8 protein-coding genes are annotated in these 13,407 nt (G+C 73.6%); 6 read left to right on the forward strand and 2 right to left on the reverse strand.

Annotation, left to right across the window (positions count from 1 at the left end; translation table 11 throughout):
* Nucleotides 1-128: 128 nt before the first annotated feature.
* From ACFY0X_RS10180 to ACFY0X_RS10205, 6 genes are all read left to right on the forward strand, one after another.
* Nucleotides 129-2,246 (forward strand): molybdopterin oxidoreductase family protein, encoded by a 2,118-nt coding sequence (locus ACFY0X_RS10180; RefSeq protein WP_387751927.1) that lies wholly within the window; start codon nucleotides 129-131, stop codon nucleotides 2,244-2,246.
* Nucleotides 2,243-3,466 carry an NAD(P)/FAD-dependent oxidoreductase gene (locus ACFY0X_RS10185; RefSeq protein ID WP_387751551.1) on the forward strand — a complete coding sequence of 408 codons (1,224 nt, stop codon included), beginning with the start codon at nucleotides 2,243-2,245 and terminating at the stop codon, nucleotides 3,464-3,466. The genes ACFY0X_RS10180 and ACFY0X_RS10185 overlap by 4 nt, the downstream gene beginning before the upstream one ends.
* On the forward strand, nucleotides 3,463-6,051 hold the full coding sequence (gene nirB, locus ACFY0X_RS10190; protein WP_387751554.1) for a nitrite reductase large subunit NirB: 2,589 nt from the start codon (nucleotides 3,463-3,465) through the stop codon (nucleotides 6,049-6,051). The genes ACFY0X_RS10185 and nirB overlap by 4 nt, the downstream gene beginning before the upstream one ends.
* On the forward strand, nucleotides 6,048-6,407 hold the full coding sequence (gene nirD, locus ACFY0X_RS10195) for a nitrite reductase small subunit NirD (RefSeq protein ID WP_387751557.1): 360 nt from the start codon (nucleotides 6,048-6,050) through the stop codon (nucleotides 6,405-6,407). The genes nirB and nirD overlap by 4 nt, the downstream gene beginning before the upstream one ends.
* Complete coding sequence (locus tag ACFY0X_RS10200) at nucleotides 6,404-7,759, forward strand: nitrate/nitrite transporter (protein WP_387751559.1); 1,356 nt, start codon at nucleotides 6,404-6,406, stop codon at nucleotides 7,757-7,759. The genes nirD and ACFY0X_RS10200 overlap by 4 nt, the downstream gene beginning before the upstream one ends.
* Nucleotides 7,760-7,864: 105 nt before the next feature.
* On the forward strand, nucleotides 7,865-11,677 hold the full coding sequence (locus ACFY0X_RS10205; RefSeq protein WP_387751562.1) for an ATP-binding protein: 3,813 nt from the start codon (nucleotides 7,865-7,867) through the stop codon (nucleotides 11,675-11,677).
* Between the two features lie 35 nt (nucleotides 11,678-11,712).
* Here ACFY0X_RS10205 and ACFY0X_RS10210 read toward each other — a convergent pair whose 3' ends face one another.
* On the reverse strand, nucleotides 11,713-12,174 hold the full coding sequence (locus ACFY0X_RS10210; RefSeq protein ID WP_387751564.1) for a hypothetical protein: 462 nt from the start codon (nucleotides 12,172-12,174) through the stop codon (nucleotides 11,713-11,715).
* A gap of 482 nt (nucleotides 12,175-12,656) precedes the next feature.
* On the reverse strand, nucleotides 12,657-13,142 hold the full coding sequence (locus ACFY0X_RS10215) for a universal stress protein (protein ID WP_387751567.1): 486 nt from the start codon (nucleotides 13,140-13,142) through the stop codon (nucleotides 12,657-12,659).
* Between the last annotated feature and the right edge of the window lie 265 nt (nucleotides 13,143-13,407).

Below are 13,407 nucleotides of genomic sequence, written 5' to 3' on the forward strand. Positions count from 1 at the left end.
CCAGTCCCAGCGCCACGACGACCGGCCCCGGTGCCGGGCCGACCAGCCCCAGCGCCGCGTCGACCGGCCGTGCCGCCGCCGTGGCCGCCACCGACACGCACTGCCCGTACTGCTCGCTGCAGTGCGGGATGCGGCTGGCGCCGGGGGCGGACCTGCCCGTCGAGGTGCTGGAGCGCCCCGACTTCCCGGTGAACCGCGGCGCGCTGTGCGGCAAGGGCCGCTCGGCGCCGGCGCTGCTCGCCCGGGACGTCCGGCTGACCGGCCCGCTGCTGCGCGACCGCCCCGGCGGGCCGCTGCGTTCGGCCGGCTGGCCGGAGGCACTGGACCGGGTGGCCGCCGGACTGGCCCGGGTCCGGGCGGAGCACGGGCCGGACGCGGTCGGCGTGTTCGGCGGCGGCGGGCTGACCAACGAGAAGGCGTACCTGCTGGGCAAGTTCGCCCGGGTCGTGCTGGGCACCGCCAACATCGATTACAACGGCCGGTTCTGCATGTCCTCGGCCGCCGCCGCGCACCGCCGGGCCTTCGGCCTGGACCGCGGACTGCCGTTCCCGCTCGCCGACATCCCGCACACCGGCTGCCTGGTCCTGGTCGGCGGCAACCCGGCCGAGACGATGCCGCCCGCCGTCCGCTACCTCCGCGAACTGCGGGAGAACGGCGGGAAGTTGATCGTGGTCGACCCGCGCCGCACCCGCACCGCCGAACTGGCCGACCTGCACCTGCAGCCCCGCCCCGGCGGGGACCTGGCGCTCGCCCTCGGCCTGCTGCACCTGGTGATCGCCGACGGACTGGTCGACCACGAGTTCGTCGCCGAGCGGACGTCGGGCTTCGAGCGGGCGCGCGAGGCGGCGATGGCCCACTGGCCCGACCGGGTGGAGCGGATCACCGGCGTGCCCGCCCACCGACTGCGGGAGGCGGCGGGCCTGTTCGGCCGGGCGGCGACCGGCATGGTGCTCACCGCGCGCGGCCCGGAGCAGCAGAGCAAGGGCACCGACACCGTCGGCGCCTGGATCGACCTCTGCCTGGCCACCGGCAAGGCCGGCCGTCCGTACAGCGGCTACGGCTGCCTGACCGGCCAGGGCAACGGCCAGGGCGGGCGCGAGCACGGCCAGAAGGCCGACCAGCTGCCCGGCTACCGCTCGATCGAGGACCCGGCGGCGCGCGAGCACGTCGCCGCCGTCTGGGGCGTGCCCGCCGGGAGCCTGCCCGGTCCCGGCAAGTCGGCGTACGAGCTGCTGGACGGCCTCGGCCGCCCCGGCGGCGTCCGGGCGCTGCTGCTGGCCGGCTCCAACCCGGCGGTGTCCGCGCCGAACGCCGGGCACGTCACCGAACGGCTGCGCGCGCTGGACCTGCTGGTGGTCGCCGACCTGGTGCTCTCCGAGACGGCCCGGCTCGCGGACGTCGTGCTGCCGGTCACCCAGTGGGCCGAGGAAACCGGCACCACCACCAACCTGGAGGGCCGGGTGATCCTGCGCCGCCGCGCCGTCGACCCGCCCGAGGGCGTGCGCAGCGAACTGTGGGTGCTGCGCGAGCTGGCCGCCCGGCTCGGGGTGCCGGACGGCTTCCCGGCGGACGGCTTCCCGGTCGAGGCCGAGCGGGCGTTCGACGAGCTGCGCCGTGCCTCGGCCGGCGGCGACGCCGACTACGCGGGCATCGACTACGCCCGGATCGCCGCCGAGGACGGGGTGTTCTGGCCCTGCCCGACGCCGGACCACCCGGGCACGCCCCGGCTGTTCCTGGACCGCTTCGCCACCCCGGACGGCCGGGCCCGGTTCGCCGCCGTCACCCACCGCCCGGCCGGCGAGGAACCGGACGAGGCCTACCCGCTGTACCTGACTACCGGCCGGGTGCTCGCCCAGTACCAGAGCGGGGCGCAGACCCGCCGGGTCGCCGAGCTGAACTCGGCCGCGCCCGGACCGTACGTCGAGCTGCATCCCAGGCTCGCCGCGCGGCTCGGGATCGCCGACGGCGAGCCGGTGGCCGTCACCAGCCGGCGCGGCCGGGCCGTCGCCCCGGCCCGGGTCACCGAGGCGATCCGGCCGGACACCGTCTTCATGCCCTTCCACTGGGCGGGCGCCGGCCGGGCCAACAGCCTCACCAACCCGGCGCTGGACCCGGTCTCCCGGATGCCGGAGTTCAAGCTCTGCGCCGTCCGGGTGGAGCCGCTCCGGTCGCAGCCGGCCGGGTCGGACACGGCCGGAGCGGACGCGGCAGGTTCGGAACACGCCCGAGAGGAGGCGGCGGAATGACCCCGAGGATCGCCGTGGTCGGCGGCGGCATGGCGGCCGCCCGCTTCGCCGAGCGGTACGGCGCCCTCGGCGGCGCCGGCGAGGTGACGCTGTACGGCGCCGAGCCGCGCGCCCCGTACAACCGGGTGCTGCTCGCCGAGGTGCTGACCGGCCGCTACGACGCCGAGTCGATCGCCCTGCCGCTCGGCGGGGCGTCCGCCCGGCCCGGTTGCGAGGTGGTCGCCCTCGATCCGGCCGCCCGCACCCTGCGGCTGGCCGACGGCACCATGGAGCCCTGGGACGAACTGGTGCTGGCCACCGGCGCCAACCCGGTGCTGCCGCCCGTCCGCGGGCTGCGCCGCCCCGACGGGTACGGCCTGGTCGAGGGCGTGCACACGCTGCGCACCCTGGAGGACTGCGCCCGGCTGGCCGAGGAGGCGGTGGGCGCCAAGCGGGCGGTGGTGATCGGCGGCGGGGTGCTCGGGGTGAGCGCCGCCCGGGCGCTGGCCGCGCTCGGGGTGCGCACCGAAATCGTCCACCAGGCGCCGCACCTGATCGAGCGTCAGCTCGACCCGGAGGCGGCCGCCGTGCTGCGCGAGCGGCTCCGGACGCTCGGCGTCGACTGCTACACCGGCAACCGCGCCCGGGCCGTGCACGGCGGCGAGTCGGTGGCCGCCGTGGAGCTGGCCAACGGGTACCGGCTGGACTGCGACCTGGTGGTCCTCGCCTGCGGCACCCGCCCGCGCACCGCGCTCGCCCACACGGCAGGCCTGCCGGTCGGCACCGGCATCCTGGTCGACGACCGGCTGGCCGTCGCCCCGCGGGTGTCCGCGATCGGCGACTGCGCCGAGCACCGCGGCACCGTCCACGGCCTGGCCGGCCCCGCCTGGGAACAGGCCGACGTGCTCGCCCGTCGCCTCTCCGGCGCCGAGCCCGAAGCCCGCTACCCCGGCACCAGCCCGCGCGCCCGGCTCAGCACCGGAGACCTGGAGTACGCCGCCTTCGGCGCCGTGGACGAGACCCTCGACCCCGGCCTCGACGTGCTGCGGCTCGCCGACGCCACCCGCGGCAGCTACAAGAAGCTCGTCCTGCGCGGCGACCGGCTGGTCGGCGCCATCCTGCTCGGCGACCTGGCCGCCGTGGACGCCTTGGCCGGCGCCTTCGCCGACGGCGGCGCGCTGGCCGGCCACCCCCTGCACCTGCTCACCCGAGGAACCGCAATGACTGGAGAAGCGCGATGACCCTTGACGACCGGACTGTCCGCGACCTCGTCCTGGTCGGCCACGGCATGGTCGGCCAGCGCTTCCTGGAGGCCTGGACCGAGCAGTCGGCCGCGCGCGGTTGGCGGGTCACCGTGCTCGCCGAGGAGCCCAGGCCCGCCTACGACCGGGTCCACCTCAGCTCGCTGTTCGACGGCAGCACCGCCGAGGACCTCGCGCTCTGCCCGTCCGGCTTCCTCGCCGAGCACGGCATCGACCTGCGCCTGGGCGACCCGGCCACCGCGATCGACCGGGCCGGGCGGACCGTCACCACCCGGTCCGGTGCCGAAGTCCGCTACGACGTCCTGGTGCTGGCCACCGGCTCGGTGCCGTTCGTACCGCCGGTGCCCGGGACGGACGCCCCCGGCTGCCACGTCTACCGCACCATCGAGGACGTCGACGCCATCCGCGCCGACGCCGCCACCGCCGGCACCGGCGTGGTGGTCGGCGGCGGACTGCTCGGCCTGGAGGCGGCCGGCGCCCTGCGGGCGGGCGGCCTGGCCACCCACGTGGTGGAGTTCGCGCCCCGGCTGATGGCCGTCCAGGTCGACGACGGCGGCGGCGCAGCGCTGCGCCGCAAGATCGAGGACCTGGGCGTCACCGTGCACACCGGCGCCGGCGCCGGCGGCGTGCTCACCGGCCCGGACGGCCGGGTCCGCGGCCTCGCCCTGTCCGACGGCCGGGAGCTGCCCGCCGACCTGGTGGTCTTCTCCGCCGGGGTGCGCGCCCGCGACCAGCTCGCCCGGGACTGCGGACTGCCGGTCGGCCCGCGCGGCGGCGTGGTGGTCGACGAGCGGTGCCGCACCGAGGACCCGGCGGTCCTCGCCATCGGCGAGTGCGCCCAGGCCGTAGACGGCCGGGTCTACGGCCTGGTCGCCCCCGGCTACCAGATGGCCGAGACGGCCGCCCGCACGGTGGCCGGCCTGGACGGCGCGGCCTTCACCGGCGCCGACCTCTCCACCAAGCTCAAGCTGCTCGGCGTGGACGTCGCCAGCTTCGGCGACCCGCACGGCACCGCCGAGGGCGCCCTCGACGTGCTCTACAGCGACAGCCGCAGCGGCGTCTACCGCAAGCTCGTCATCGGCACCGACGGCGCGCTGCTCGGCGGCGTCCTGGTCGGCGACACCGAGGGCTACGGCACCCTGCGCCCGCTCGCCGTCGGCGGCAAACCGCTCACCGTGGCCCCCGAACAGCTCGTCCTGCCCGCCGGGTTCGCGGGGGCCGCCGGGCCGGTCGCGCTGCCCGACGACGCGGTGCTCTGCTCCTGCCACAACGTCACCCAGGGCGCGGTGCGCGCCGCCGTCCGCGAGCAGGGCGCCGACAGCGTCGCCGCCGTCAAGAAGTGCACCCGGGCCGGCACCGGCTGCGGCAGCTGCCTCAAGCAGCTCGGCACCGTCGTCACCGAGGAGCTGGAGGCCGCCGGGGTCTCCGCGTTCAAGGGCCTGTGCGAGCACTTCGCCCACACCCGGGCCGAGTTGTACGAGATCGTCCGGGTGACCGGGGTGACCACCTTCACCGAACTGCGCGACCGGCACGGCAGCGGCGAGGGCTGCGAGATCTGCAAGCCGACCGTCGCCTCCATCCTGGCCAGCCTCGGCAACGGCCACATCCTGGACGGCGAGCAGGGCGCGCTCCAGGACTCCAACGACCACTTCCTCGCCAACCTCCAGCGCAACGGCTCGTACTCCGTCGTCCCCCGCGTGCCCGGCGGCGAGATCACCCCCGAGGGTCTGATCACCATCGGCGAGATCGCCCGCGACCACGGCCTGTACACCAAGATCACCGGCGGCCAGCGGATCGACATGTTCGGCGCCACCGTCGACCAACTGCCCGCGATCTGGCACCGGTTGGTCGAGGCCGGGTTCGAGTCCGGGCACGCCTACGGCAAGTCGCTGCGCACCGTGAAGTCCTGCGTCGGCGAGACCTGGTGCCGCTACGGAGTCCAGGACTCCACCGCCCTGGCCATCGAACTCGAACTGCGCTACCGGGGGTTGCGCTCCCCGCACAAGCTCAAGGCGGCCGTCTCCGGCTGCGCCCGCGAGTGCGCGGAGGCGCAGAGCAAGGACTTCGGCATCATCGCCACCTCGGCCGGCTGGAACCTCTACGTCGGCGGCAACGGCGGCATGACCCCGCGCCACGCCGACCTGCTCGCCGCCGACCTCGACCGCGAGACGCTGATCCGCACCATCGACCGCTACCTGATGTTCTACATCCGCACCGCCGACCGGCTGGAACGCACCTCGGTCTGGCTGGAGCGGCTGGAGGGCGGCCTGGACCACCTGCGCGCCGTCGTCCTCGACGACTCGCTCGGCATCGCTGCCGAACTGGACGACCTGATGGGCCGTCACATCAGCGGCTACCAGGACGAATGGGCCGCGACCCTGGCCGACCCCGAGCGGCTGCGGCGCTTCGCCTCCTTCGTCAACGCCCCCGGCACCCCCGACCCCGCCGTGACCTTCGTCCCCGAACGCGGCCAGATCCGCCCGGCCCGCCCCGGCGAGGCCGGCCACACCCTCAACGCCCCGGTGCTGGTCGCCGGGGCCCGACTGGAGGTGCTCACCCCGTGACCGTACAGATCCACGACGGCACCAGCTGGCAGACCGTCTGCGACCTCACCGACCTCCAACCCGGCCGCGGCGTCGCCGTGCTGCTCCCCGAAGCCGGACAGGTCGCGCTCTTCCGCGACGGCTCCGACGGGCTGTACGCCGTCGACAACCTCGACCCGTTCAGCGGCGCCCCCGTCCTCGCCCGCGGCCTGCTCGGCAGCCGCGGCGACCGGCCGACGCTCATCTCGCCGATGTACAAGCAGGTCTACGACCTCACCGACGGCCGCTGCCTGGACGAGGACACCGCCCCCGACGGCACGCCCGCCGTACTGCGCCGCTGGCCGGTCCGGGCCCTCGCCGGGGAGGCCGCGGCATGACGACCGTCCTCGACACCAGATCGCCCGCCCCGCTGACCGGTTGGGACCCGGAGGACGAGGAGTTCTGGGCCCGCGACGGCGCCCGGATCGCCCGCCGGAACCTGGTCTTCTCGGTGCTCTCCGAACACATCGGCTTCTCGGTGTGGAGCCTCTGGTCGGTCCTGGTGCTGTTCCTCGGCCCCGAGTACCACATCGACACCGCGGGCAAGTTCACCCTCACCGCCCTGCCGACCGCCCTCGGCGCGCTGCTGCGGCTGCCGTACACCTTCGCCGTCGCCCGCTTCGGCGGCCGGACCTGGACGGTGATCAGCGCACTGCTGCTGCTCGTGCCCACCGCGCTCGCCGCCCTGGTGCTGGAACCCGGGGTGCCGTACGGGACGCTGCTGGCCGTCGCCTGCGTGGCGGGCGTCGGCGGCGGCAACTTCGCCTCCTCGATGGCCAACATCAACGCCTTCTACCCGCACCGGCTCAAGGGCTGGGCGCTCGGCGTCAACGCGGGCGGCGGCAACCTGGGCGTGCCCGCGGTGCAGCTGCTCGGGCTGCTGGTGCTGGCCACCGCCGGCGCCGCCCACCCCCGGCTGCTGCCGCTGCTCTACCTGCCGCTGATCCTGCTGGCGGCGGCGGGGGCGTGGTGGCGGATGGACAACCTGCCAGTGGCGTCGGGCGGTTCGGGCGGCTCGGGCGGATCTGGGGAGGGGCGGGCGCTGCGCGAGGTCGCCCGCGATCCGTACGGCTGGGCCGTCTCCACCCTCTACATCGGCACCTTCGGCTCCTTCATCGGCTTCGGGTTCGCCTTCGGACAGGTGCTCCAGGTGCAGTTCCACGAGCGCTTCGACTCCCCTGCCAAGGCCGCCGCGCTCACCTTCCTCGGGCCGCTGCTCGGCTCGCTGCTGCGGCCGGTCGGCGGACGCCTCGCCGACCGGTACGGCGGCGCGCGGGTGACCCTGGGCACCTTCGCCGCCATGGGCGCCGGTACGGCGGTGGTGCTCGCCGCCTCCCGGGCGGGCTCGCTGCCGCTGTTCCTCGGCGGGTTCGTCGCCCTGTTCGTGCTCAGCGGCATCGGCAACGGCTCGACGTACAAGATGATCCCGGCGCACTACCAGGCCGTCGCCCGGACGGCGGTCGCGGCCGGCGCCGACCCGGCGGCCGCCGAGGCCGACTCCCGACGCCGGTCCGCGGCGCTGATCGGGCTCGCGGGAGCGGTCGGGGCGTTCGGCGGGGTGCTGGTGAACCTGGCGTTCCGGCAGTCCTTCCTGGCCGGCGGCAACGGGGACGCGGCGTACACGGGGTTCCTGCTGGCCTACGCGGCCTGCTCGGCGCTGACCTGGGCGGTCTGGCTCCGGCGGCGCTGAGGGGCTGGTCGCCCGTCACTCCGCGCGCGGCATCCCGACCGACGACCGTGGCGCGAACCGCGATTGCCCTACGCTCGTCCCCGGCACATGGGGAGGGCGCAGGGCATGGTCGACAACACGACGAACGCGGTGAACGGCGCAGTGACCGGGCCGGTCGTGCAGGCAGGGAGCATCGGGGCCGTCTACCTGGACGGGAGCTGGCCCCCGGCGGTGCCGGAAGGGGCCGACCACTGGGTGCGGGCCGCCGCGGAGTCCCGCGTCTGGAAGCACGTCCGGGAGGACCGGGACGTCGAGCCGTACCGGCGCGTCGTGCTGACGGCCGTGAGCGAGCTGGCCGTGCTGCGGGACTCGGTCGACCTGGCGGACGATCCCTGGCAGGACCCGGGCATCGCGGAGCGCTTCGCCTCACGAGTCGACTGGCTGCTCGGCAACGACCGCCTGGACCTCTACCCGGCCGAGGCGGCGCTGCTGGCGGTGCTTCCGTTCCTCTACCGGGTCCGTTCGCTGCGGTTGGCGGCGGCGAGGGTCTCCGTCGCCCCGACCGACCTGCTGCCCTCGTCCGAGCCAGACACCGAGCGTGCGGCGTACGAGCAGTTCACAGAGTCCTACGACCTGCTGGTGGGCCGCACCCGGACCCGGCCGAACTCCACCGCCCCGCTCGGCTGGTGGCTCTACCACCGCTGGCTCGACCAGTACGAGGACCTCGCCGACGCCGACGGCGTGCGGGAGATCCTCGACCGGCTGCCTGTGCTGTTCGAACTCGGCGAGACCTTCACCCTCAAGCGGGTCTGCGCCCTGCTGCACGGCCTGCGCCGCGGCCCCGACGTCGGGAACCGCGACTACCTGGCCAACCTCAGCGCCGACGACCACCTGCGGGCCCCGGGCGAACAGCACGTCCGGGAACCACGGTTGGCGCTGCTGCTGGCGCTGGCGTACGGGACGGCCGTCGAGATGACCGCCCTGCCCGAAATCGTGGCCGAACACCTCGGCATCCCGGAGCAGTACGAGGTCGACCTCGTCGACCTGCGCCGGACACTCGAACTCGCCGTCTGGGGCGGCTCGTACGACCTGCCGGTGCTGCGCGCCGAGTGTCATCACGAGGCAGTGGTGGAAGGCCTGCGCGAGTACACCGCCCGGGCCGACGAACTCCTCCACGCCGTCCGCCGCGTCCTCACCTCGCATCCCCTGCCAACCCGCCTCACCTCGGACGAGGCCGTCCCCGCTGCGGGCGCCTTCACCGGCTGGGCGAGGTTCCGCCTGGACGAACGCCGGGTACGCAGCCTGCTGATGGGCGTCGAGCTGTACCGCGACCGGGATCTGGCCGTCCGCGAGCTCTACCAGAATGCCCTGGACGCATGCCGGTACCGCCGCGCCCGCACGGAGTACCTCGACCGCACGAACCCGATCGCCACCTTCACCTACGAAGGCCGGATCGAGTTCCGCCAGGGCCTGGACGAGGACGGCCGCGCCTACCTGGAATGCCAGGACAACGGCGTCGGCATGGGCGAGGAGGAGCTCAGGGGCGTCTTCTCCAACGCCGGCGCCCGCTTCGCCGAGCAACTCGACTTCAAGCTCGAACGCGCCGAGTGGCGCAAGGTCGACCCACCCGTCGAGCTGTACCCCAACAGCCGCTTCGGCATCGGCGTGCTGAGCTACTTCATGCTCGCCGACGAGATCCGGGTGACCACCTGCCGCATGCACGTAGACGGCAGCCTCGGCCCGCAGCTGGAGGTCTCCATCTACGGCCCGAGCCACCTCTTCCGGATTGCCGAACGGAATGCCTGTGGCCGTCAGCCCGGTACGACCGTGCGGCTGTACCTGCGGGACGACGTCGAGATGGCGGACTCGTGGTCGTGCGTGGATGTCCTCGAACGCCTCCTGGCGGTGGCGGAGTTCAGTACGGCGGCGGTGCACGCCGACCGTCAGGCCAGCTGGGAGCCAGGAGTCCTGAAGACGAGGGAGGCGCCAAAGGGCGAAACTTTCGGCTTCAACGCCAGTGGCCGGACTACCTGTTGGGCCGCTGCCCCGGACCGCGCGCAGGTGACGTGGTGCGAGCACGGCGGAGCCCTACTGGTGGACGGTCTGGTGGTCGAGCCGGAGGTCGTGCGGGGCGTGGTCTCGCCGGGCGGGTTGTCCGGAGCCGTGGTGAACCTCTCCGGAAGGCTGTCGCCGACGAAGCTGTCGGTCGATCGCCGCCGCGTCATCAGCGACGTTTCGGAGGCGGTCAGGGGACTGCTGGAGGCGGCAGTGGGCGAGTTCGTGAGCCGCGACTCGGCCGTGCTGAGTATGGAGTGGATCCACCGGGTGACGGAGGGGAACTATGACCTCGCCGACCTGGTGGCCGGCGAAGCCATTCGCCAGGGTCGCCGGTTCGAATTCCTCGGCGTCAACTACGACAGTCGCCGCACCGGCTTCCTTCTGGCGGATGGCGAAATCCTCAAGTGGTTCGAGAATCATGATGAATCCGTGAGCGGGAAGGTCGTCGGGAATCCGCCGGACCACATCCTGCTCTGGCGGATGCTGGCACACGGGTTGGATCGATCATTTCCGGAACTCGCCGTGCTCTGCGAGGAGTTGTTCAAGCCCGTGCAGGTGCGCCCAGCGATTCCCTCGGATATCGCAGTGCTGGCGCCGAGTGGCAGGCCCGGTGCCAGGTCATGGGCCCCGGGGTACCTCTACGACCGGTGGACCTCGGACGTCGCGCGGGAACTCGGCGTCAGCTCCGAGATCGCTGTCGCCCGCGCTACCGAACTCGGTGCGGTCCCTCGTAAGGCTTTCGCGTTCTCGTCGGTCGGTGGCGACTCACCGGTGACCGTCAATGACGTGCTGGTTCTGGCCGATCGGAATGGAATCCCGGCAGCGGCTGCGGCAGATCTCTGGGTCGAGCAGGGTCGGCTGGCCCCTCGGGAAGTCGTTGATCTCGCCATCGCTGTCGACACCGATCCGGTTTTCCTCTGGAAGCGGTCCGGGAAGGGAACTTTCTGGAGCGGAGCGCAGCCCGGAGGCGAGGTCGCTCCTGGGCTTGTGGCCAGGAGCAGCCAAGTGCTCGGAATTTCGGTCGACCAGGTCTGTGCGGCCATGGCGCGGCACGGTCTCGCTGCGGATCCGACGGGCCTGCCGCCCTTCCCGTCCGATACGACTGTGGCGCTGTTGAGTTGGGGTCTCGATGGATCCAACCCATGGTTGAGGAGGGCGGATGTGGTCCCGGCGGGGCACCTCTTGCAGGCGGCGCGGGACCTGGGAATCGCGGTCGAACGGGCCGTGGAGGTGCTCGGAGGCGCGGGATTCCGTCTGGCGCGTGTTCCAGGGGATGCCTGTGCGGAAGACCTGGAGTTGTTCTGCGAGGGTCGACTGCGATGGCACGACGTGGCCAGGCTGACCTACCAGAAGCTCTTCGAGCTACGGGAGTTGAGGAAATCCTCGCTGCGTGAGGTGATCGAGCGGTACGGCGCCTATGGCTTCGAGATCCCGATCGTTCTGCCGGAGACGCTCACCCGGTTGGACCGTGAGCTCTTCTCGCCCGATGGCGCGATGGACTGGGACGACCTGTTGGTGGCCGACCCCGTGCCGTTCGCCCGCTTGATCATGGCGGCTCGTACGCTCAAGCGGCATCCGGCAGAGCTGGCTCGACACCTGAGGACACGCGGGATCCTGCCGTCCTGTGACGATCTGCCGACCGGACTATCAACGGACCAGGCTGTCGACCTCCTCAGCCGGGGCAGCTCTTTTTCGGTCCGGCTGTTGTGGATCGGGGACCTCGACCTTGCTGACCTGCTGAAGGTGTCGCTGCGGACGGGGCATCCGATGGCGCAGATCGCCGGTTGGTTCCGTGCGTGGGGCATCGAGGTCCCTGACGTGGCTGAGCTGATCCGCGACGCCCTCGCCCGGGTCCCGACGGCCGACGCCGACCCCTCCTGACCGCCGCGGACGCGGCGCCCGGTCCGCGGCGCTGATCACGCCCGGTCGAGGCCCGCGGAGCGGGCGGTGTCGACCAGGAGCTGGGCGGCGTCCAGGGGGACGGGGAGTCGGCGGGCGATCCAGGGGGCGGGGCGGCCGGCCCGGGCGAGCATCCAGGCGGAGTAGAGGTGGCCGAGCTGGGGCGCGTTCTCGGCGAGCAGCAGTGGGCGGACGGCCTCCATGGGGAAGCCTTCGAGGGCGCGGGCGCTGTACTCGCGGCCGTTGGGGCCGGGCGGGGGCAGCGGGAGGGGGCGGCGGAGGTCGAGCCAGCGGCTGAGCAGTACCGCGCCGACCACCAGGAGGCCGGTGCCGGAGGCGCCGATCAGGATGCCGCCGATGACGGGGCGGTCGTCCTCCTCGGCCATGCCGAGGGCGATCTCCTCCAGGACGAGCAGGCTGAGCGCGGTGAGCAGGACCGCGGCCTCGGCGGGGCGCGGGTGGGTCCGGGACGTCGTCATGCGGAACCTCCTCCTCGGCGGGGCGGCCGGGGGTTTCGGGCGGGCGCGGCGATTCACCTTCCGTACAACGGTGGTGGGCGGCCCGGGGCACGCGTCACGGCTCAGGCGGTGAAATCGCGGGACGTGAATTGACGGGCCGTCAAGAAAGTGAAGGGGGAGGGGCGTTGGCCGCGTTCGGAGGGCTGGAGGCAGCTCCTTCCGGTCGGTCGCGCCTGGGCGGTGCGTTCGTCGACGGGGCGGGAGGCCGGTGGTGGCCGGACTTCCGGGCTTCGGGTCAGCATAGCCCGGGCATGCCAACTTCGACAGGAGTGTCGAAGTCGCGGGACCCGGGCCCGCGGGGGAACGGCGAAACGTCGGGAGCCCCTGGCTGATCACCAGGGGCTCCCGACGTGAGCGGGCCGAGTGGGCCGAGTGGGCCGAGCGGGCCGAGCGGGCCGAGCGGGCCGAGCGGGTCGACCGTACCGAACCCGTGCGAAGCGTCCTCAGCGGGCCAGCAGAGGCAGCGGCGCGCCGGTGCGGGCGGGGAGTTCGAGGCGGGCGAGCAGCGCCGAGGGGGAGACCTCGACCACCCGGCAGCCGGCCCGGTGGCGGCAGTGGCGGGCCACCGAGCCGTGCCGCAGGCGGTCCAGGCGGCGGCGGGTGGCGGCGCCGAGGACGAGCAGGTCGTCCGGACCGGTGACGGCGCCGACCAGGGCGGGGCCGGGGTCGGCGTTGACCACCAGCGGGTGGATGACCAGGCCGGACGGGTAGCCGCCGTAGGCCTGTTCGAACGCGACGTCGAGGCGCCGCCGGGCGGCGTGCTCCGGTTCGGCGGGCGGGCGCAGGCCGTCCCGCTCGTTCGCGGTCCAGGCGGCGACGGGCACCAGCACCGCCCGGTGCCGGGCCGCCTCGCCGACGGCGTGGTAGAGGGCGGCCAGACTGCTCAGTGATCCGCTCAGGCCGACGATCACTCGGGTGGTCCTGGTCATGGCCGTTCCTCCGTCTCTCCGGCGGAGCGCCCGGCGGAACTCTCGGTCGGGCTCCGCCGGTTCGGCACTCCTTGCTTCGGATGACTCCAGTCAACCCCGGAACGGAGCCCTCCGGACCGCCGCTGACACCACCATGACGCCGGGCGCACCCATCTTGACGGCCTGCTGACAGGGCCCCGCTCCCGCACCTCTCGGGCCCAGCCCGGGCACGAACTGGATCAGCAGGTCGATCGCCTTGATGCCGAGGAACGGCAGGACGGGCCCG

This window comes from Kitasatospora sp. NPDC001547 (assembly GCF_042894165.1).
In the GTDB taxonomy this organism is placed as follows: domain Bacteria; phylum Actinomycetota; class Actinomycetes; order Streptomycetales; family Streptomycetaceae; genus Kitasatospora.

Excerpts from the sequence above, each read along its gene's own strand:
- ACFY0X_RS10180 (WP_387751927.1), top strand. The coding sequence starts at position 129 with ATGCGGCTGGCGCCGGGGGCGGACCTGCCCGTCGAGGTGCTGGAGCGC.
- ACFY0X_RS10185 (WP_387751551.1), top strand. The coding sequence starts at position 2,243 with ATGACCCCGAGGATCGCCGTGGTCGGCGGCGGCATGGCGGCCGCCCGC.
- nirB (WP_387751554.1), top strand. The coding sequence starts at position 3,463 with ATGACCCTTGACGACCGGACTGTCCGCGACCTCGTCCTGGTCGGCCAC.
- ACFY0X_RS10200 (WP_387751559.1), top strand. The coding sequence starts at position 6,404 with ATGACGACCGTCCTCGACACCAGATCGCCCGCCCCGCTGACCGGTTGG.
- ACFY0X_RS10205 (WP_387751562.1), top strand. The coding sequence starts at position 7,865 with ATGGTCGACAACACGACGAACGCGGTGAACGGCGCAGTGACCGGGCCG.
- ACFY0X_RS10210 (WP_387751564.1), bottom strand. The coding sequence starts at position 12,174 with ATGACGACGTCCCGGACCCACCCGCGCCCCGCCGAGGCCGCGGTCCTG.
- ACFY0X_RS10215 (WP_387751567.1), bottom strand. The coding sequence starts at position 13,142 with ATGACCAGGACCACCCGAGTGATCGTCGGCCTGAGCGGATCACTGAGC.